Origin of the sequence: Herpetosiphon geysericola (assembly GCF_001306135.1) — a bacterium.
In the GTDB taxonomy this organism is placed as follows: Bacteria; Chloroflexota; Chloroflexia; order Chloroflexales; family Herpetosiphonaceae; genus Herpetosiphon; species Herpetosiphon geysericola.
The window spans coordinates 61,038-82,298 of the sequence record NZ_LGKP01000040.1; the positions used below are offsets into that span (position 1 = coordinate 61,038).

The following is a 21,261-nucleotide window of genomic DNA, read 5'->3' on the forward strand; positions in this document are numbered from 1 at the left end:
CCACCTGATCGCGTATCTCTCCTAGATAAACATTTACAACAATTAAAATCCCCCCGTATGGGGGTCAAACGGCTGTTGCATCACCCGTATGGCGTGCTATACTTCAGATCTCAGAACTAGTACCATGATGGAAGGAAGTCCTTGTGGCTGATGCAGCAGCGTTACTTACCCAAGCACAGACCCAATTGGCGCATGCCTTGCAGGCCTTGCGAGGTGAGGCGGCGCAACTACGCGAGCAGCATACCGCAATCACTCAACAAGGACGCAAAATGTATCGCACTGCTGATGAACTTGCGGTACAACGAACCTTCGCCGAACAACTCAACACGCCAGCAGTTGGCCGTTTGCGCCAACAAGAAGCAGAGTTGCGTAGCAAAATGGCGGCGATCGATGCCGAAACGAGTGCTACTGCTGAAGCACTCAAACGCCTCGAACAGCTCATTCGCCAGATTGAGATGAGCAGCACCAGCCTCAGTGGCACAACCAGTATTGGCCAACAAAATGATCCGTGGGCCTTAGCCTTACGCGGTCAGATTGTCCAAGGCCGCGAAGACGAGCGCTTACGCCTGGCCCGTGAAGTCCACGATGGGCCAGCCCAAGTTTTAGCCAACGTCTTGATGGGCTTGGAACATGCCATGAATTTGCAGCAGAGTAATCCGGCCCAGCTTGAGCCATTTTTAAACGAATTACGCAGCGCTGCTCGCCAAGGACTCCACGAAGTGCGTGGCTTTATCGCCGATTTGCGGCCAGGTGCGCTCGACCAAGGCTTCCCCACCGCCTTAGCCGATTATGTCCAAAAATATCAACAAACCACCAAGGTCAAAGTCACAATTGACCTGCTCCACTGGCCAACCCGCCTTCCTGCTGAAGCTGAGATTGTGCTCTATCGGGTAACACAAGAAGCATTGCAAAATATTCACAAACATGCCCGCAATGCCAATGTTTTGATCCGCAGTGTGTTGCAAGGCAACCTGCTGATCGTCACCATCCGCGACGATGGCCCAGGCTTTGATCCACGCGAAGTTGTGCGGCGCTCTGGCAAAGAGAGTTGGGGATTGACCAGTATGCGCGAACGAGTCGCCTTACTTGGCGGAGATTTTGCCATTGCTTCACGCCCAGGGGCTGGCACTGAAGTGACCATCAGGATTAGCATCTAAGCTCACCCAGAAGGAGATACCCATGGAGCAAATTCGCGTTCTTATTATTGATGATCACCCGCTTTTTCGCCAAGGCATCTGCTGGAGCCTCGGCCAAGAAAAAGATATCGAGGTGATTGGCCAAGCAGAAAATGGCGCTGAGGCCATTAAACTCACCGAAACGCTCAACCCCAATGTTGTGCTGCTGGATATTAATTTGCCAGGCTTGAATGGCTTGGAAGTTGCCCGCGTGCTCAAACGCCGCGCCCCACGTATGGGCATTATTGTGCTCAGCATTCACGACGACGATGAGCAATTGTTCAACGCAATCAAGGCTGGCGCTGCTGCCTATGCTTCCAAGGAAATCGATCCCACCCAACTCGTAGGCATGATTCGCGACGTCGCTCATGGCCGCTATGTGATCAACGAAAGCGTTATGTCAAAGCCGCATGTCGCAACCCGCGTGCTCAACCAATTTCGCGAGCTTTCGAATGTTGCCAACAGTAGCGAAGATACCTCGGTGATGTTTGCACCCTTGACCAGCCGCGAAATTGAAATTCTCGATTGTATTGCCCGCGGCCTTTCCAACAAAGAAATCGCCAACCAACTTTCAATTAGCGGTCAAACCGTCAAAAACCATATCACCTCAATTCTCAGCAAGCTCCAAGTCAACGACCGCACGATGGCTGTTATTCATGCTATTCAACAAGGTTGGATCAAACTAGGCTATGATGAAAGTCGCAGTCGTACCGCTTGACGAACAGACCGTCTCTCGGCTAAAGTTGGCTCATCGCTGGTAATTGGCAGCCTCGCTCCGGCGGGGCTGTTCTTTTTTTAGGGGGATTAATGTCGATTGCATTTAACGATCTTGGGCGGCATGTGGCCACGATGGAAGCAGAGATTGAGGCTGCCAGCCTGCGGGTGTTGCGCAGTGGCTGGTTTGTGCTTGGCCCAGAAGTTCGCGCCTTTGAAGCAGAATGGGCGGCCTATTGTGGTGCACGCCATTGCATTAGCCTCGCCACTGGCACCGATGCCCTGATTTTGGGGCTACGCGCCTTGGGCTTGCAAGCAGGCGACGAAGTATTGACCGTAGCCAACGCAGGCAGCTACACAACTTTTGCCACCCACACAGTTGGCGCAACCCCACGCTATGTCGATGTTGATCCACAGCACTACACGCTTGATCCAAGCCAATTGGCGGCTGCAATTACGCCTCGTACCAAAGTGATTGTGCCTGTGCACTTGTATGGTCAAGTTGCCAACCTTGAAGCAATTTTGGCTGTTGCCACTGATCATCAGTTGCCGGTGATCGAAGATTGTGCGCAAGCCCATGGTGCGCGCTATCAAGGCCAGCACGTTGGCACGTTCGGCGCTTTAGCTACATTTTCATTCTACCCAACCAAAAATTTAGGCGCGTTGGGCGATGGCGGAGCCATTATCACCAACGACGATGCCCTGGCAGCCAAAATCAAACAATTGCGCACCTACGGCTGGGCCAGCAAATACCAAGTGACGCTTGAAAATGGCACCAATAGCCGCCTCGATGAGTTGCAAGCTGCGATTTTGCGGGTCAAATTAGCCCAGCTTGATGCCCAAAATCTGCGCCGCCAAGCCTTGGCAGCCCGCTACAACGCAGGCCTCGCCTCAACTCCAATCCAATGCCCACAGCTTGATAATGCTCAACATGTGCAGCATTTGTATGTGGTGCGGGTTGCCGCCGAGCAACGTCAAGCCCTGCGCGAACATTTACAAGCAGCAGGCATTGGCAGCGATATTCACTATCCAATTGCCGATCATCAGCAGCCTGCTTGGGCCGAGCGCTATCAGGATGTACATTTGCCAGTAACCGAAGCCCTCAGCGCTGAAATTCTGTCGTTGCCCTGCTACCCAGAGTTGAGCGATGCAGAGGTTGATCAGGTTATTAGCTGCATTCAAACCTTTTTTGCCAAATAGTAGCAGCATTAGGCAGGCAGCAGCCAACCAGCACTTCGCCATGGGTGCTGCTGCCGCTAAAACCTCAGTTCTGCCCCATGCGTCAAATTGCCATCTCACCTATCCTGCGTATAATGCAAATCGCTGGCCATCGGCTCGATGGCTATTTATTTGAACACAAGGATGAGCTATGGCACAAACATCACTCGAACAAACCGGCCTTTCGCCACGGCGCGAGGCCTTACAGCTCTGGATTCCGTTGGGAATTGTGCTGTTTTTGACCGTTGTCACCGCCTTTTTTCTAACTGGGCAGTATCAAATTGCCGCTGGCAAGGGGATTGTGCAAGGCTTAGGCGAGCCATTGCCAATTTCATCGTCGGCGCATTTGATTGTTGTGCCATGGTTTTTCGATTGGCATGATCCTTTTTTCCAAACTCAAACCTTCGATGTAGCGCTGCATATGGGCACATTAATTGCGCTGTTGCTGTTTTTTTGGCGCGATTGGTTGAATTTAGTTTTACACATGCATCAACCACGCAGCCAACAAGGCCAAATGTTTTGGTTTATCGTGTTGGCCTCGATTCCAGCAGGGATTGTGGGCTTGCTGCTCGATAGCTTGGCCGAAGAATATTTCATTGATAAATATTTGGTGATTGCCGCCACGATGAGCATTATGGGCGTTGTATTGTATATTGCCGATCGCTTTGCGCCGCGCCGTTATGAACTGAGCGACCTCACGTGGAAGCATGCCTTGTTGGTTGGTTGCGCCCAAGCGTTGGCCTTGATTCCTGGGGTTTCGCGCTCAGGCAGCACCATGACGATGGGTCGGGCATTGGGCTTTACCCGTGAAACCGCCGCTCGTTTCTCGTTTTTGATGGCGATTCCGATTACCTTTGGGGCGGGCGTGCTCAAACTGCGCGATATTGATAGCTCACAATTGACTGCACCCTTTTGGCTCGGCATTAGCGTCTCATTCGTGGTCGGTGCATTGGCGGTTGGCTTCTTGCTGCGCTATGTTCGCACCAACTCGTTTTTGCCGTTTATCATCTATCGGCTGATCTTAGCAGCGGTGATTGTGGCCGTCTATGTAGTTCGCTAAGTTGGCTGTTCTGGCCCAATTGATTGCAGGAGGACGCATGATTTGTAGCGCTTGCCAAGCCCAAGTTCGCGATAGTGCCGAGCATTGTCAGGCCTGTGGAGCGAAAATCGTTCAAGCAGCACCAGCAACGCCAATCACTGGGCCGTTGCCCCAAGCCAAAGCAAGCAAACCACAGCGACGCTTGGTTAAATCGTGGTGGAGCTTTACCCTCGGCGTCTTGAGCACTGGCGTGATCTTGCCACTCGTCGCAATCATTGGGTTGTGGATTTTTGGCGGAACAAACCCAGCCCGCACGCCTTCAGCAGTGCCAGATCAGCGCCCAGACATTAGCGTTGACGTTGATCATAGCTATATCGAAGAGGCAATTGCCACCAACCCTGATTTTCACAATCCGCTCGTGGTATTGGGCAATCATCCGCAAGGCGGCGTGGCCATGACCGTGACGGTTGGCTATGGATTGCCCTTGGTTGGAGTGCAAACGATTCAGGCCCGCACCCAAATTGCCGCGATTGATGGCAACCTCGTGGTCACAACCGAGAGCGTTGGCTTGGGTAAAAATGGCGGGCTTGGCATTCCAGGTTCGTTTATCGAAAATATGCTTAGCTCAACCCTCAACCAAGAGATTGACAAACGGCTACGCTCAAACCCGCAACTAGAGATTGCGATTATCAACACCAGCACCAATAATCAAGTGTTGCGGGTTGCAGCGATTATCAATGCCAACCCAAAGTAAACTATGGCTCGGTAATCGTCATAAAAAAACTAAACAGAGAGTAGGGTTCATTTGTAGAATCCATAATCCGTTGATCAGTAAACGATAAACGGGTCTTCCCAACGTCAGTGGCTTCAAATACGAGGATTTCGAAGCCTTCGGCATCACTAAGGATGCTTGATGCTTCAAATTCTAACGAAGGGAGTTGTTGCAAAAGTCTTAATTTCGGCGATGTTACCCACTTAAAGCCAATTGAAGGGCTACTTGCCAAACGTATCTCGAGAATATCGCCTCGCTTGAGCTCCAATTTACTACCCTCATCCGCACGCGAAAGCCGAATTCTACGAGGTTCATAGGGAATCGCAGTTGATTCGATGGTGGCGGTTGATTTTATGAGATCAGTGCCACATAGCAGGTAATTAGGATTCTCAACATAGGGGGTAGGCGACGACGGCTCAAGCGTTGGCGTTGTTACAATGCGCGAATGCTGGCGATAGTTAGCAGTTTTCAGCTCTCCTGCTGGCTGGTTAAGTTCACTGATTTGCTCCGATGTTTGGCTTAAACCGCAAGCCGAAAGGCCGATTAATATGAGTATCGATAGCCCAAACCGCCGACATAGATAGTTCATAGATATCCTTTCTCTCTATTTAGGATAAAATTTGTATCTCTTGGTTATATTGTCTAAGCCAAAGGGCTAAGGTTTAAACTAACCCTTTGGCTATTATCAAACTACTCGCTAATTTCAAGTTCAATTAAGAACATTTCGCCAGCATCAAAACCACGTTGATACACCAGTGCAAAGCTGCCTGAACCAACCTCAACCGCCTCAAAAGAGAAAGTTTCCGTGCCGCCAGAGCCAGGCTTCGGATTCGGGTCGGAAGCGTGATATTGAGCTTGGCCTTGTTGTTGCAACAATTTGCCAGCATCAGGGCCAACGCTCCAGCTATAGCCAGTGCTTGGGTTGCTATCCAGCACAATTTGAATCCGATCGCCTTTTCTGAGCTTCAGCGTGCGATTATTATCCTGCATCGTCAGTTCGTAAACGCGGATATTAGCTTGATTTTGGCTGGTTGGGCCACACTCGCCGCGCTGAAAAGCCCATTCTTCACATTCGCTGCCATCAGGAAAGCCACAAAAACCAGTTTGATTGCCAGCAGCATCTTGGCGAATAGTCAGCGTGCCACCATGTTCAGTACAAAATACTGAAGCCGGATTAGCCATATCCACTACTGGAACCGGCGTTGCGCGATTTGCACCACAAGCGATGAGTACGCTTGCCATTAGCCCCATTCCCACGCTTAGCATTGATCGACGAATCATCATGTGGCTCCATTGCTCTGGATTTCATATCAGGATTTGCAGTTGTAGTAGCAAACGTGCTTGAATGAGTAATTGTTCCCAATTGAGCTAACAAGTGCCAACTTAGCGCGCAGCTTGATCGATAACCCAAGCCCATTGTTCAGGGCTGCATGCCACCACCGAAAGCCGCGATTGGCGTACCAACATCCAATCGGCCAAGCTTGGCTCGGCTTTGATTTGGACCAGAGTCACTGGCTGTTTGAGCGCAACCACTGGCTCAATCTCGACCACCACATGCTTAGGGTTGTCGCTGCTTGGATCGGGATAGGCGGTGCGGCTCACTTGGGCAATCCCGACTGCGGCTCGCACATCGCCGCTATGATAAATCAAACATTGATCCTCAAGCTGCATCGCACGTAAATTGATCAAGGCTTGGGCGTTGGTCACCCCATTCCAAACGGTTGAACCATCGCGCACCAAATCATCCCAACTAAACTCGTTTGGCTCAGTTTTGAGCAACCAATAGGCCATGGCAGCGGCTCCTTAACTCAAAAGCACGGATGGTTTGAGCCATCCGTGCTTAAACATGCGCTTAATCAAGCTTACTTATCGTTTTCAGCGACCTTGTTCCAATCCAGCACTTCCCACCAGGTTTTGATGTAGTCTGGGCGGCGGTTTTGGTAGCGCAAGTAGTACGCGTGTTCCCAAACATCCAAGCCCAACAATGGGGTTTGGCCTTCCATGACTGGTGAGTCTTGGTTGGCAGTACTGGTTACGGCCAATTTACCATCGGCATTACGCACCAACCAAGCCCAGCCTGAGCCGAAGCGAGTGGTTGCAGCCTTAGCAAATTGTTCTTTGAAGGCATCCAACGAGCCAAACGTAGCGGTGATTTCTTCGCCAAGTTTGCCAGCTGGTTCGCCGCCACCATTGGGGCTAAGGATATTCCAGAACAAGCTGTGGTTGGCGTGACCGCCACCATTGTTGCGCACAGCGGTACGAATATCTTCTGGCAGGCTGTTCAAATCGCTGATCAATTCGTGCAATGATTTGCTTTGCAATTCGGGATACTTTTCCAAGGCAGCGTTGAGGTTATTCACATAGGCAGCGTGGTGCTTGCCATGGTGAATTTCCATGGTTTGCGCATCGATTGCTTTTTCTAAGGCATCGGTTGCATACGGCAACGCTGGCAGTTCAAAAGCCATTGTATGGACTCCTTTTGAGCTCAATGATGCGTCTAGCGGCGCATCAACACACGGTTCCCACATCTATTGTAGCAGAAGTTGGGCCACGCTTGATGCCAATCTTGCGCACATTTGGGAGCATGGGGGTCGGTTGTTGGGGATCGGGGATCGGAACGGCGAAGGGTACGAAGGGATGAGGGGTCAGGTAACGCAACCACGAAGAGTCTTTTAACGCAGAGGCGCAGAGGAAATGAGGCTATTAGCTATCGGAAAATGCATGGGTTTGACTTAGAATCTGGAGCTTGAGCAAGTAACCGATCCCCAGCCCCTAGCCCCCGATCCCTCGTTCGCAAGCACCCAATTGGCTAAAATGTGTTAAGCTTAATCCTAACGATGATTAATCACGGGCAATCACAATTGCCACCACCATAGATTTAGGAACTTCATGAGCGAACAACGCCGTTTTCCCAAGCCCGAAGTGATGAGTCCAGCGGGCTATTGGCCGCAGTTGCACGCCGCAATCGAAGCAGGCGCAGATGCGGTTTATTTTGGCTTGAAACATTTTACCGCTCGCGCTAAGGTCGGTTTTACCCTCGGCGAATTGCCCGACGTGATGCGCACCTTGCATCAACGGGGCGTGCGCGGCTTTGTGACCTTCAACACCTTGGTGTTTGAGCACGAATTGCGCGAAGCCACCCGCTCATTGGCTGCCATCGCCGAAGCTGGAGCCGATGCGGTAATTGTGCAAGATATTGGCATCGCTCAGCTTGCACGCCAAATCGCCCCCGAAATGGAAGTCCATGGTAGCACCCAGATGAGTATTACCAGCGCCGAGGGCGTTGAATTGGCCCGTAAATTCGGAGCCAATCGAGTGGTGCTAGCGCGCGAATTATCGCTCGATGAGATTGCCGCAATTCGCCAAGCAACCGATTGCGAGCTTGAAATGTTCGTCCACGGCGCCTTGTGTGTCTCGTATTCTGGCCAATGTTTCTCCTCGGAAGCGTGGGGCGGACGCAGCGCCAATCGCGGCCAGTGCGCCCAAGCCTGCCGTTTGCCCTATCAAATGTTGGTCGATGGCAAGCACAAACCCTTGGCTGATGCGCGCTATCTGCTGTCACCAGGCGATTTATATGCAGTGCCCTTGATGCACGATATTATCAAATTGGGCATTTCGTCGTTGAAAATCGAAGGCCGCTACAAAGATGCAGATTATGTGGCCCTGACCACCAGCGCCTATCGCAAAGCTGTTGATGAAGCATGGGACGGATTGCCCTTGAGCATCACACCCGCCGAAGAATTGCAATTGGAGCAAGTCTATTCGCGGGGCTTGGGCACGTTTTTCATCGGCGGAACCAATCATCAAACCGTGGTCAACGGTCGTGCGCCACGCCATCGCGGCGTGTTGATGGGCTACGTCAGCGATATCTATGGCGAACGGATTGTGCTCAAGCCGCACGAAAATCATGCAATTGCCCCGCTCAAGGCTGGCGATGGCGTGGTGTTCGATGCAGCCAATTGGCGCAGCCCCGAAGAACGCGAAGAAGGCGGGCGGATTTATGGCATCGATCGCTTGCCAACTGGCGAAATTGAGTTGCGCTTTGGCCCGCAAGCAATCAGAGCCAATCGGATTCGGGTTGGCGATTTGATTTGGCGCAGCCACGATCCTGAGCTTGATCGCGCCGCCAAGCCATTTTTAGAGGCCGCCGCGCCCGTTGCCAAACAACCATTGAACTTGCATGTAGTTGCCCACGAAGGCCAGCCTTTGCAATTAACTTGGACGCTGAGCAACCAACCTCAATTGAGCGTAACAGTTCAATCGCCAGAGCCATTGCCGCGCTCGCAAAACCGCGCCTTGACCAACGAATTTTTGTACGATCAAGCGAGCCGATTGGGCAACACCGCCTATAGTTTGGCCGAAATGCATATCGATAGCAGCGGCCAGCCGTTTGTGCCAAGCTCATTACTCAATAATTTGCGCCGCCAAGCAATCGAACAACTCAGTGCCTTGCAAGCAGCCGCGCCAGTTCGCCAGATTCAAGCGCCGCTCGATATTTTGGCTCAAGCCCAGCAGACTTTGCAACCAGTAGCTAGCTCAAGCAGCACGCCACAATTGCATATTTTGGTGCGCACGCCTGAGCAATTGCAAGCAGCCTTAGCCGCCAAGCCTGCCAGCATCACGCTCGATTATTTGGAACTCTATGGTTTGAAGTCAGCGGTTGAATTGGTGCAATCGCATGGGATTAAAGCCCGCGTGGCTAGCCCACGGGTGCTCAAACCAAGCGAACAACGCATCATTCACTTTTTGCTCAAACTTGGCTGCGAGATTGTGGTGCGCTCGACGGGCTTGCTCGAAGCCTTGCGTCATGAGCAACACCCAGCATTAATTGGCGATTTCAGCTTGAATGCAGCCAATAGTGTAACCGCCAATACCTTGCTTGAATTAGGCTTGGAGCGCATCACGCCAACCCACGATTTGAATGCGGCGCAAGTGACGGCTTTGGCGCAACAGTTGGGCAGTGCAGCAATCGAAGTCATTGCCTATCAACATTTGCCCGTGTTCCACACCGAGCACTGCGTGTTTTGCCGCTTCCTCTCAAATGGCACGAGCTTCAAAGATTGCGGTCATCCTTGCGAGAAACATCGGGTTGAATTACGCGATCTGAATGGCCGCGCCCATCCAGTCATGGCTGATGTGGGCTGTCGCAATACGGTGTTTGGCGCAGAGGCCCAAACTGCGGTGGAGCATCTTGAGGAATGGCAGGCAGCTGGGATTGTGCATTATCGCTTAGAGTTTGTGCATGAAACCGCCGAACAAGTTGCAAGCGTGATCGCCGCCTTTGATCGCACGCTGCAAGGCCAGCAATCAAGCACTGCCTTGGCCGAGCAATTGCGCAAGGCAGCACCGCAAGGCATTACTCAAGGCAGCTTGTTTATTCCCAACGATTACCTGCGCGTGCCGTTGATGCAGTAGCATTTGGGGATCGGTTGTTGGGGATCGGGGATCAGGAATGCGGTACTAGCACTAATGCTAGTACCGCACTCTTGGTGCTTTCGATTTAAATTTCAATCGTGCCTTCAAGATAGAAGACACACGAGCCAGCTAATTCAACGCGGTCGCCAACCAGCCGACAATTAATTTCGCCGCCCCGCTGCGAGGCTTGATAGGCGCGGAAACTGGTTTTATCCAAGCGCTCGGCCCAATAAGGCGTTAATGCACAGTGGGCAGCACCAGTCACCGGATCTTCAGGAATGCCCTTGGCAGGCGCAAAATAACGGCTGACAAAATCGTAGCCCTGATCGCCAGCCGCAGTTACCACCACCCCACTGCGATCAAATTGGGCGATTGCCGCTAGATTTGGTTTTAGCTCACGCACAAGCTGGGCATGCTCAAGTATCGCTGTATAATTAACAACATCGCTCAGCACCTCAACTGGCATCACCCCCAAGGCTTCGGCCAAACCTGGTGGCAACGCAACCCGCTGCCATGGCCGAATTGGAAAATTCAGCACATAGCCATCATCATTTTTGCTGACCATCAACGGCCCACTTTTAGAGGAAAATGTGACTTGGCTGCGGCTTGGCTCCAAGCGCTCGATCACCACCGCCGCACTTGCCAAGGTCGCATGGCCACACAGCGCCACCTCGGTGACTGGCGTAAACCAGCGAATCGCATATTGCTCGCCAGTCGGCACGATAAACGCCGTTTCGGCCAAATTATTTTCGCTGGCAATCGCGTGTAACACCGCATCAGCAGGAAATTCATCAAACAGCACAACCGCCGCTGGGTTGCCTGCAAACCGCCGCGTCGTAAACGCATCAACTTGAAAGATCGGCACGTGCATTATGAAATCCTTTGGGCAAAATGATGGCAGAAGCGAAGAAATGGGGATCGGTTGTTGGGAGCTGGGGATTGGTTATTGAGGGCTGGGAATCGGTCATTGAACAGATGATCAGAGACCATTGTGCAACTAAGCACTACCCCCGACCCCTAACTATGAGGGCTAGGGATCGGTCATTGAAACAGAAAATCGGCGACAGTTGTGCCAACCAAGCCCGATCCCCGGCCCCTAACCCCCGACCTCCAACTTACAAATAGCGCTCGAAAAACTCGGCCACTCGTTTGACATAGGCTGGTCGATCGGCGAAATACGCGCCACAATGTGGCATATCTTCGACAATCCAAAGTTCTTTGGGGCCTTGCGCGGCAGCATGCAAATCGTAGGCATCGATCACCGGAACGACTGTATCGCCAGTGCAATGAATCACCAGCAAAGGCCGTTGCCCATAGCGTATCAAGGCCTCGATTGGCCGCACAGCTTCGAAGCGATAGCCATAGCGCTGGGCCGTAATCTGGTCGGCCAACGCGCGCAATGGGCGAGGTGGTAAACGTCGATTAGCCAAAGCAAAATCAACCAAATTAGCCATCTCAGCAAAGCCACTATCAGCAACGACCGCCTTGACCGCTGGTTGATCGGCGCTGCCCAACAAACTTACAGCCGCGCCCATCGAATAGCCAATTACCCCGATTTGGGCCTCTGGCATACGATCTTGGACATAGTTGATCGCGCCATGCAAATCGCCAACTTCATGGTAGGCCAACGAGCAAATTGAATCGTCGCTCTCGCCACGCCCACGAAAATCGAAAATTAACACATTCATGCCAGCACGCCACAAGCCCGAGCCAATGCCCAATAATTCGTCTTTGCGCCCGCGATGACCATGGCAGCCAATCACGACGCGCTTACTTTCAGGCCGCGTCAGCCACCAAGCTCGAATTTGCAGGCCATCGACCGAATTAAAGCGCACTTCTTCCCAATCAACGCCAGTTTCAAACGGCGTGAAGGCAAACAGGGTTTCACGTTTGAGCGCAGCAGTCGGGCCGCTCAAGCGATGAGCAGCATAGGCAGCAATTCCGGCGAGCGTACTAGCGGCGGCACTTAGGCCAGCCCCAACCAACAATTTACGTTTCATAACTACTCGATACTAAAGACCATCTCAACATCGCCAATCCGAATTCGGTCGCCTGGCCGTAGATGGTGCGGTTGGTAGGCGGTCATCGGCACGCCGTTGATGCTGGTGCCATTGATACTGCCCAAATCAATTAATAAATGATGATCGCCCTGTTGCTCAATAACAGCATGACGACGGGAAGCTACGCCACGATCATGCTCAGCCAAATCGATCTCAGGGTGATGATTTTGGGCAGGATCACGCCGCCCAATGCGGCAAGGAAAATGAGTTAATGCTAATTCCCAAACCGCGCGCGGCGAGGTAATGACCAGTTTTGGCACAGCTCGCTTGATTGCAGCGCCACACCCAGCGCAAAATCGTGCATTAGGCTTATTCATGCGCCCACATTGATCACAAATTGGGCCATTGGCCTGTGGTGGCGGCGACCAAGCTGGAGTCTGAACTGGTGGCGCCCACGATGGCACTGATTGCTGTGGCACCGGCTGCGCCATTGGTTGCTGATAATTTGGCTGTTGCGGCGCACCCCACGCTGGTGCTGGATTGGGATTCGGATTGCCCCACGCTGGTGCTGGATTGGGATTCTGGTTGCCCCACGCTGGTGCTGGATTGGAATTCGGATTGCTCCACGAAGGATCAGGATTGTTAAACACTGGCGCTGGCGTTGGCATCATCGTCGGATCATCAAGCTTATCGGGCACGATAACCCCACGATCAACCGCCAACAAGGCTTGCTCAAATGAAGCCATAGTTTGAAAGCGCTTATCGCGATCCATCGCCATGGCCTTGATAATCACCTGTTCCATCTCCGGTGTAACCGATTGATTATGTCGAATCAATGAGCCATCTTTGGGGGTTTGCAAGGGCACAGGCGGCAAGTTGGTGAGCATATGCAGCAAGGTCGCCCCCAAAGCATAAATATCGGCACGGGCATCAGTTTGGCCCTTGCCATATTGCTCTGGTGGTGCATAGCCCGCCGAACCCATTGCCACCGTATCTTTGCTTTTATTGGTTTTGTAGGTACGCGCCACGCCAAAATCGATCAGCTTAATAATGCCCTCAGGCGTAAGCATCACATTTGGCGGCTTCATATCGCGAAAAATAATTGGCGGATTTTGGGTGTGCAAATAATTCAACACCCGCGCAATTTGAATTCCCCAATTGACCACATCGCGTTGAAAAAATGGCGCATTCGTTTCACGCTGCTTATCTTCGAGCGTTTTGCCTTGCACAAACTCCATCACCAGCGTCGGGCGCCCAGCCTGATCGAAAGAATCGATCACTTTGGGTAAGTTTGGATGATCGAGCGTTTGCAACAATTGCGATTCTTGGTCGAAAAGCTTGCGATTTTCGGCAATTTCTTCAGGCGCAGCCTCAACTGGTGGGCGCATCTCTTTTAATGCCCAGGTCGAGCCATCGCTCATGCGTTCACAGCGATAGACCGCGCCCATGCCGCCGCGCCCAATGAGGCCGAGAATCCGATATTGATCACGTTGTCCTTGAAGTATCGTGCCATCAGGCAGCAAATCAGCAAACACAGTTTCTCCCGCCGCTACATGATTGCGTAGCTTGTATTATCACCGATTGATACGTCAAAAGTCAAAGGGTGGTGGCAACCATTAATCAACAATTAAGCAAGCATTGCCCCAATCACATGCAAAAAATCACCAGAGATTGCATCTATACCTAGTACAGGCTGTGCTTGACAATCCTTGGTAGGATAGGAGATAGCTCCTAGCATTCCACCAAGCCACTCCAACTATACCACTCTCTGTTGCCAGTTAGTTCTTTGGGGAGTTGTAATGTCAAATTTATTCCTGATCGCGATCGGCCCAGTTCAAGATTTTATCGCCAGTGCTCGCCGTACCCGCGACCTCTGGTTTGGTTCGTGGCTACTCAGCGAATTAGCCAAAGCGGTAGCAAAAAGCATTTATGAAAAAGAGGGAAAAGAAGCGCTGATCTTCCCCTATCCAACCGATCTACCTCAAGATTTAGAGCCAAACAGTACATTCAACGTCCCTAACAAAATTCTCGCCAAAATTAAAGACGATCCCACAGGCCAAGCAGTTTTAGCTCGTGAGGCCTTAATCGCTCGATTGAATGAGATTCGCGAGGCAGCCTTTGCCAAAGTTAATGGCAAAATTGAGCGAGAGCGAGCGATTGAACAAATCGATGCATTAGTTGAATTCAATTGGGTTGCATTACCCTTAGCAAGCGATGATACTTATCGTGCAACCCGCCAGCAACTTGAGAACATGATGGCGGCGCGGAAAAATACCCGTAATTTTGGTGCGGTAACGTGGGGTACCAACGATCCAAAATCCTCAATCGATGGTGAACGCGAATCGGTGATTGCTGAAAAATACTATCCCCCTCCTCAGTTGTCTAATACCTCACCAGAATACGCCAAAATCGTTGTCGATCTCTATCGCAATTATGGAATCAACGTTGGCGAACGTTTATCAGGCGTTGATATGCTCAAGCGTCATGGTCAAAAAGGCAAAGATTCAAGATTTCCAAGCACCTCACATATGGCAGCTGTACCAGTTTTTAATTATTTGCTTGGAATGAATACCAAAGAGCAAAGTAAAAATAAGGTAGCCGAATCCTGGGATACATACATTGCTAATTTAAATACTATTCTTGCTATGCGAGAATATATTCGCAATGAAGTTACCCCCAAATCACAGGATATTTTTGAAGATTATGATGGTTCGCTTCTCTTTGCCGAACGTTTCAACGATGCCTTAGTAGGGGAAGATATTCAAAAGGCGCAACAATTTCTACATACATTTCTACAACCATTTCTTGGTACAAAGGTTCCCATTCCCTACTACGCCATTCTCCATGCTGATGGCGATGCGATGGGGAGTGTGATTAATAAACAAGAAGAGTTAATTGATCACCAAGATATTTCCAAACAATTAACAGTCTTTGCAGGGGAAGTAAAATCAATCGTTGAAGCAAATCAAGGAGCCTTAGTCTATTCCGGTGGCGATGATGTTTTAGCATTTTTACCGTTGCATACTGTATTGGAATGTGCCGATGCGTTGGCTAAAAGGTTTCAAACGCTGTTAAGTAACTTTAAAGATAAAACAGATCGTTCGCCAACGCTCTCGGTCGGCATTGCAATTGTGCACCACTTGGAGCCATTATCCGATGCCTTAGAGTTGGCACGCGCTGCCGAGAAAAAAGCCAAAGGCGTAGCAGGCAAAAATGCACTGGCCATCAATCTCAGCAAACGTGGCGGCACAGATCGAATTATCGTTGGCTCATGGATTGAAAGCACATATTCATTTTACAATCGACTTAAAAAATTAATTGAATGGCATCAAAACGATAAAATTCCCCTTAGCTTTGCTTTTGAACTGCATGATTTATCCATTCGCCTAAAAGACTTGCCTGCCAATATTTTTCACGCCGAGGCCAAACGAATTATCGAGCGCAAACATACCAGCAACGGGATAAAAGTTGACGGTGATATTGCGCAAAAACTCCTCTCCATGATTCATGATTTGGTTCCAGAAACGCTGACCGAAGCACACACACTGATCCAGCAATTTGCCGATGAAGTGATTATTGCGGGGTTTATTGCTCAAGCCCAAAACCTTAGTAACGGCAAATAACACAACATTTTGAGGAGGATTACGATGGCAAAACAAAGCCGCCGCGAACGGCATAACCAAAAACAACAAGCAAAAAAGCAAATGCATGCGCAAAACCAAATAGCCGACCCAATAATCGAGCATACTAGCCACGTTCAGGTCGAAACATATGAGAATCCACCAAACACCAGCTGCGAAACACCAACCCAACAAACATGGCTGATCGAACCGCGTGATCCGTTGATTGTGCGCGATGGCCGACCATTTAACAACACACCTGGAGCACGCGCCTATACCCAGTCGTTCCCGCCGCCATCAGTTTTGGCAGGGGTTATTCGCTCACAAACTGCCTATGCTTCAAAACTCCAATTTACTCGTAACTCCGATGACAACCGACAGCAGGGAAATAAATTACAGCCAATTCAAATCTATGGGCCTTTATTATTCAAATTGCCCAATCCAAACAAAGAAAAAGATGAGCCTGAATTCTTATGCCATGCACCTGCCGATGCACTGTTATTTGAGCCTGAGGCCAAAACCAAGGCCCAAGAATCTGACAATCAACAATCACCACCAACTAGACCTTGGCTCTGCCGCTTGGTGCCAATTCAGGTTCCTGAAAGGTTCGTCTGCGATTTTAATGAACTTGGCTTGGTTGGTTTAGTCAAAGCTGATCCACGTAAGCCAGCCAAAGATCAACCGCAATTTTGGTATTGGGAACATTTTCTGCACTGGTTGCAAGATCCTGAAGGATTGATCAATAAGACCAATCCTCAAGCCTCAAACCCCAAGACAATCGCCGTGGGAGATTTGGGAATTAAAGGCTTGCCAATTGATCAACGAACTCATGTACAGATTGATAGTGAGAGCCAAAGTGCTGAAGATGGCCGCTTATTTCAAACCCGTGGCCTAAGTTTTACCCAAACCAACGAGCAACAATTGGCCGAAGCGCGGCGTTTGGCATTATATGTGCACGCCGATTACCGCGATACAACTGGTTTAACTATCCCACAACCAAGCATCGCACCATTGGGCGGCGAACGCCGTTTGGCTCATTGGGCAAAAACCGATCAGAGCTTACCAGCATGCGATCAAGTTATCGTTGATGCAATCGTAAAAGCCAACGCATGCCGCGTGATTCTGCTCACCCCAGCAATGTTTAGTGAGGGCTATCGCCCAACGTGGCTATTCCAAGATCCCCAAGGTGTTCAGCCAACGCTTGCAGCAATTGCGATCAAGCGTGCTCAAGTTATTTCAGGCTGGGATTTGGCAATTCATAAGCCGAAACCAACTCGCCGCCTAGCTCCCGCTGGCACGGTCTTGTTCCTGAAATTCGCTGAAAAGGAAAATTCGGCGGCAATTGAAGCATGGGTTCGTAACTATTGGATGCAATGCATCAGCGATGAAGAGCAAGATCGCCGCGATGGCTTTGGCTTGGCCGTATTTGGAACTTGGGATGGCGAGTTTGCTGAAATTAAGGGGGAAACTAAATGAATCGTAAGCCAAGAATTCCTGCACCAGAGCCTATAAAGTATCAAGCGCCAAATGAATTTACTGTTGGAGAACACACCTATATCACCAAAACCCGCAGCTACAAACTGATCACCCCATTGTTTGGTGGTGGCGTTGAAGCTGGGCTGAACGACCCACTCACGCCAATTCGCGCTAGTGGCATTCGCGGCCAATTGCGCTTTTGGTGGCGAGCTATTCGCGGCGGCGGCTATAGCTCAGTTGATGATTTACGGGCAAAAGAGGCTGAAATTTGGGGTAGTGCTGGAACTTCGTCTACTTCTGAAAAGAAAAAGGTGAATCAAGATTCTAGTAATCTAGTAGATGATCAAAATCAAGAAAATAATAAATTAAAAAAATATCATTCCTATTCAAATCTCTGTTGAGATAATTTCTGATGGAGAAGAAAAATATCCATATGTTATGGAAAAGAATGCTAGAGGAAATTATAATCCAGAGCCTATATCTAGTACTGCGCCTGCATATGTATCTTTTCCATTAAAGCCAGAAAGGAACGCTATAAGAAAATATGGATCTCAAACTCCTATCAATCCTATTCGTAATAAGATTATTTTTAGATTAAAAATTACCTACTATCAGCATCATAAACTGGAAATTCAAGCTGCACTATGGGCATGGGAGACGTTTGGTGGAGTTGGTGGTCGTACCCGCCGTGGATTTGGTTCGATCACTCAGTGTGATAGTGATAATAAACCACAAAATGCAGAATCAGTTACGCAATGGCTAAAACAAAACATTAACAATTATACAGAAGATATTTCAAAAAGAGGTTTTAATTGGATTAATAATATTCCTAATATTGTAGAAAGTATTAACGAGAGTAAATTTTTCTGCTCAAAACAAAGCTTAAATGCTTTAAGTATTTGGAGTGATATGATAAATATGTTACAAATATTTCGTCATCAACGCATTCAGTATGGAAAAAAATTTGGAAGAAATTATTGGCCTGAGCCAGATTTTATTCGGAGAATTACCAAGAAAAGATCATATAGTCATAATAAGGATATAGTTACGATTAATAAATTTCCGCGTGCAGCTTTTGGATTACCAATAATATTCCAGTTTATCAATCGTAAAGATGAAAGTAATCCTAATGCTCCTAGAGATCCTTATGATACAACGCTAGTGCCCAAAGGTTTTGAGCGCTTTTCTAGCCCTTTGATTATTAAGATTATTCAATGTACCGATGAAAGTTATGTTGGAATTGCACTTATTTTGAGCAAAACCCAAGTCCCTAATCAATTACAACTGAAAAAGGGTGGAACTCCATTGCTCAATCCTAACGATCAAACCGAAGATTTTCAACATCTCTTGACACCTAATGAAGCACAGAAAATCAAGCAAATTGAAGCTAATAAAGCGTCAGGCTCATTACTGAATCAAGGAACCGATATTCTTAAAGCATTTTTAGCCTATCTTAAGGAAAAAATGCCGCAATAATCTACTGTTACTAGGTAAAAAATACTGTTCTCAAAGCATTTTTAGCCTATCTTAAGAAGGAGCTAGATAATGACCACCAAACTCGTTTTTGTCCATGCCCTTTCACCACTCCATGCTGGCACTGGCCAAGGTTCCGGCGTGATCGATTTGCCGATTGCCCGCGAAAAAGCCACCAATTTGCCCTATTTGCCTGGCTCATCGCTCAAAGGCCCGTTGCGTGATAGTTACACTGGCGCTCGTAAAGATGAAATTTTTGGAACAGCATCAGATAACGCCACTGGTAGTGCAGGCTTTGTACAATTTTCTGATCTGCGCTTGTTATGCATGCCGGTGCGCAGCTTGTATGGAACCTTCGCATGGGTCACTTCGCCGTATATTCTCAATCGCCTTGCCCGTGAAATCAAAGACCTTTTTACTGAAAATATCCCACCAAGCTGGATCAAAACCCCTGATGTGGAGCAATGTTTTGTTGCTGCAAACTCAGCACTTAAATCAAACTTACCAAAATCAGCAAAGCACAAGGATATTTATTTAGAAGATTTGGATTTTGAATATCAAGCGGATCAAGCTGAGCTAGTAACCCAATGGGTTGAGTGGCTGAAAAAACGTATTTTTGGTGATTCACCAGAGTGGCAAACGATGTTTGTTGAGCGTTTTTGCATCGTCAATGATGATGTGTTTAGTTTTCTTTTGAATACTGCCACCGAAATAACTGCTCGGATTCGGCTTAACGATGAAACCAAAACCGTTGCTGATGGTCAACTTTGGTATGAAGAAGCCTTGCCAGCCGAATCGATTTTGACTGGCTTGATGTTAATTGCTCCGCCAGCCTCAAAAACAGAGGTAGGAGACAGCATTAAGACTGAGCTACCACGACTTTGGCAAAAACCAATTCAACTTGGAGGCAAGGCCACCGTCGGGCGCGGAATTTGTCGCGTGATTGTGAAATAGGAGTAGCACTATGAGTAATTCAGTTTTTCAAACTCGTGATCAGAAATTTGCTGCTTCAGCGTATGCTCATATTGAAACAGTCTTAAAACAATATCCAAAACCAGTTGATAAACCCAACACTGAGAAATCCAAAGAAGAGAAATCTATTGAGGCAAAATATCAAACGAGTCGCAATGTATATGGCTCGATGGCGCACAAATTACCAATCTTGATTAGAAATGCAGGTTTAGTTCAAGCTTTAGCATTTGCCCAATCACGCGATAAGTCAGAGATTAACTTATTTCTAGAACATCTTGCCATAACTATTAACTTTACCTGTAAAGCTCAAGATTTCGCTGCTAAAGTAGCTGAATTAGAATTAGCTGAGTATATGTACCGAACTCAGCAAGCTTTAGATGCATTACTTTGGTACAAGCGTTTTGTTCAAAGCATTCTTGATATTGATCCAAGCAATGCAATTCAATAAACATTGAGGTATTTATGAATAGTCGGCGTGATAGTTTAAATAAGGTCACAGTAGACAATGTAGCGCATGCAGGCTTATGGCTTGACCGCTATTTGCCCGAACAACCTGAAAATAAAGCGAATCAGCAACGTCCGAATAATGCACTAGTCGGAAAACATCCAGTTAAACATGATGAATGCACATCAGATAATCCATTAACTAAACATTTTTGTAGAGGTTCGCAGATTGCCAGAAAAGAACCAGTATTAAAACTCTATCAACAATTTTTTGCTCGCTGGTTGAACGCGTTAAAGGAAATTCCCGATATTTGCTTGCTGAAGGCGGAAGTCAAGGGTCGCATGGTCGTGGGGCTGGGAGCCGAAAGCGTGCTCGAAAACTCGATTGCTTTGCAGCGCACCTATGGCATGCCGTACATTCCTGGCAGTGCCTTGAAGGGATTGGCATCGAGCTTCGCCCACCAACGCCTCGGCCAAGGAGCTGCCAATGCAGATACACCCAACGATTGGGCAAAGGGTGGCAAATTTCATCGCGAATTATTTGGCACAACCGAGCTAAGTGGCTGCGTTAGCTTTTACGATGCCTTGTATATGCCTGATACTGCTGAAACTGGAGGCCCATTACATCCCGATGTGATTACCGTGCATCATCCTGAGTATTATCAAGGCAAGAAAAAGCCTAATCCCAATGGTGATCAAGACCAAAGTATGCCACCAGCCGATTGGGATAGCCCGACGATTATTCAGTTTCTCAGCGCGACTGGTCACTATTTAGTAGCACTCAGCGGAGTAGAAGGTTGGCGTGATACCGCCCGCACATTGCTAGCCAATGGCCTTACGCATATAGGCATTGGCGCCAAAACTTCTAGTGGGTATGGACGGATGGAGCTTAAATCCCTTAATGAAGCCGAGATTGTAAAGTTATTAAATCAAGGAGTTTAAT

Annotated in this window: 20 protein-coding genes; 13 read left to right on the forward strand and 7 right to left on the reverse strand. The window is 49.0% G+C overall.

The genetic code is table 11. The annotated features are described in order from the left end of the window. Positions 1-143: 143 nt before the first annotated feature. The 5 genes from SE18_RS24165 to SE18_RS24185 all read left to right on the forward strand — a co-directional run bounded on the left by SE18_RS24165 (position 144) and on the right by SE18_RS24185 (position 4,900). Positions 144-1,157, forward strand: a complete 1,014-nt coding sequence (locus SE18_RS24165) for a sensor histidine kinase (RefSeq protein ID WP_054537052.1) — start codon at positions 144-146, stop codon at positions 1,155-1,157. Positions 1,158-1,179: 22 nt separating this feature from the next. Further along, the gene (locus tag SE18_RS24170; RefSeq protein ID WP_054537053.1) at positions 1,180-1,893 is read left to right on the forward strand and encodes a response regulator; all 714 of its coding nucleotides are present in this window, start codon (positions 1,180-1,182) and stop codon (positions 1,891-1,893) included. A gap of 89 nt (positions 1,894-1,982) precedes the next feature. Beyond that, positions 1,983-3,089, forward strand: coding sequence for a DegT/DnrJ/EryC1/StrS family aminotransferase (locus SE18_RS24175; protein ID WP_054537054.1), 1,107 nt, complete (start codon positions 1,983-1,985; stop codon positions 3,087-3,089). Positions 3,090-3,258: 169 nt separating this feature from the next. After that, positions 3,259-4,167 carry an undecaprenyl-diphosphate phosphatase gene (locus tag SE18_RS24180; protein ID WP_083470137.1) on the forward strand — a complete coding sequence of 303 codons (909 nt, stop codon included), beginning with the start codon at positions 3,259-3,261 and terminating at the stop codon, positions 4,165-4,167. 37 nt (positions 4,168-4,204) lie between these two features. Continuing rightward, a complete protein-coding gene (locus SE18_RS24185; RefSeq protein ID WP_054537055.1) occupies positions 4,205-4,900 on the forward strand; it encodes a zinc ribbon domain-containing protein in 696 nt (231 codons plus the stop codon). 1 nt (position 4,901) lies between these two features. Here the strand turns inward: SE18_RS24185 and SE18_RS24190 are convergent, their stop codons facing one another. The 4 genes from SE18_RS24190 to SE18_RS24205 all read right to left on the reverse strand — a co-directional run bounded on the left by SE18_RS24190 (position 4,902) and on the right by SE18_RS24205 (position 7,383). Further along, entirely contained in the window at positions 4,902-5,507 is a 606-nt protein-coding gene (locus tag SE18_RS24190) for a protease inhibitor I42 family protein (protein ID WP_054537056.1), read from the reverse strand. Between the two features lie 101 nt (positions 5,508-5,608). Further along, positions 5,609-6,160, reverse strand: coding sequence for a DUF333 domain-containing protein (locus SE18_RS27010; RefSeq protein ID WP_201783535.1), 552 nt, complete (start codon positions 6,158-6,160; stop codon positions 5,609-5,611). 141 nt (positions 6,161-6,301) lie between these two features. After that, entirely contained in the window at positions 6,302-6,709 is a 408-nt protein-coding gene (locus SE18_RS24200) for an EVE domain-containing protein (protein WP_054537057.1), read from the reverse strand. Between the two features lie 71 nt (positions 6,710-6,780). Further along, positions 6,781-7,383 (reverse strand): superoxide dismutase, encoded by a 603-nt coding sequence (locus tag SE18_RS24205; RefSeq protein ID WP_054537058.1) that lies wholly within the window; start codon positions 7,381-7,383, stop codon positions 6,781-6,783. Positions 7,384-7,807: 424 nt separating this feature from the next. Here SE18_RS24205 and SE18_RS24210 point away from each other — a divergent pair, with 424 nt between their 5' ends. After that, positions 7,808-10,333, forward strand: coding sequence for a DUF3656 domain-containing U32 family peptidase (locus tag SE18_RS24210; RefSeq protein ID WP_054537059.1), 2,526 nt, complete (start codon positions 7,808-7,810; stop codon positions 10,331-10,333). Between the two features lie 85 nt (positions 10,334-10,418). On the opposite strand, the gene SE18_RS24215 is transcribed toward SE18_RS24210, so the two are convergent. The 3 genes from SE18_RS24215 to SE18_RS24225 all read right to left on the reverse strand — a co-directional run bounded on the left by SE18_RS24215 (position 10,419) and on the right by SE18_RS24225 (position 13,868). Beyond that, entirely contained in the window at positions 10,419-11,204 is a 786-nt protein-coding gene (locus SE18_RS24215; protein ID WP_054537060.1) for a PhzF family phenazine biosynthesis protein, read from the reverse strand. A gap of 244 nt (positions 11,205-11,448) precedes the next feature. Next, positions 11,449-12,333 carry an alpha/beta hydrolase gene (locus SE18_RS24220; protein WP_054537061.1) on the reverse strand — a complete coding sequence of 295 codons (885 nt, stop codon included), beginning with the start codon at positions 12,331-12,333 and terminating at the stop codon, positions 11,449-11,451. 2 nt (positions 12,334-12,335) lie between these two features. Then, complete coding sequence (locus SE18_RS24225; RefSeq protein ID WP_054537062.1) at positions 12,336-13,868, reverse strand: protein kinase domain-containing protein; 1,533 nt, start codon at positions 13,866-13,868, stop codon at positions 12,336-12,338. A gap of 264 nt (positions 13,869-14,132) precedes the next feature. On the opposite strand from SE18_RS24225, the gene cas10 reads away from it, so the two are divergent. The 7 genes from cas10 to cmr6 all read left to right on the forward strand — a co-directional run bounded on the left by cas10 (position 14,133) and on the right by cmr6 (position 21,260). Continuing rightward, complete coding sequence (cas10, locus tag SE18_RS24230) at positions 14,133-15,956, forward strand: type III-B CRISPR-associated protein Cas10/Cmr2 (protein ID WP_054537063.1); 1,824 nt, start codon at positions 14,133-14,135, stop codon at positions 15,954-15,956. Between the two features lie 24 nt (positions 15,957-15,980). Next, positions 15,981-17,429, forward strand: coding sequence for a type III-B CRISPR module-associated protein Cmr3 (gene cmr3 / locus SE18_RS24235; protein ID WP_054537064.1), 1,449 nt, complete (start codon positions 15,981-15,983; stop codon positions 17,427-17,429). Continuing rightward, positions 17,426-17,830 carry a type III-B CRISPR module RAMP protein Cmr1 gene (gene cmr1, locus SE18_RS24240; RefSeq protein WP_054537065.1) on the forward strand — a complete coding sequence of 135 codons (405 nt, stop codon included), beginning with the start codon at positions 17,426-17,428 and terminating at the stop codon, positions 17,828-17,830. Before cmr3 ends, cmr1 begins: the two co-directional genes overlap by 4 nt. 37 nt (positions 17,831-17,867) lie before the next feature. Then, entirely contained in the window at positions 17,868-18,905 is a 1,038-nt protein-coding gene (locus SE18_RS24245) for an RAMP superfamily CRISPR-associated protein (protein ID WP_054537066.1), read from the forward strand. 69 nt (positions 18,906-18,974) lie between these two features. Continuing rightward, the gene (cmr4, locus tag SE18_RS24250) at positions 18,975-19,856 is read left to right on the forward strand and encodes a type III-B CRISPR module RAMP protein Cmr4 (RefSeq protein ID WP_054537067.1); all 882 of its coding nucleotides are present in this window, start codon (positions 18,975-18,977) and stop codon (positions 19,854-19,856) included. A 10-nt stretch (positions 19,857-19,866) separates the two neighbouring features. Next, a complete protein-coding gene (locus SE18_RS24255) occupies positions 19,867-20,322 on the forward strand; it encodes a type III-B CRISPR module-associated protein Cmr5 (protein WP_054537068.1) in 456 nt (151 codons plus the stop codon). A gap of 14 nt (positions 20,323-20,336) precedes the next feature. Next, a complete protein-coding gene (gene cmr6, locus SE18_RS24260) occupies positions 20,337-21,260 on the forward strand; it encodes a type III-B CRISPR module RAMP protein Cmr6 (protein ID WP_054537069.1) in 924 nt (307 codons plus the stop codon). The last annotated feature ends 1 nt before the right edge of the window (position 21,261 follow it).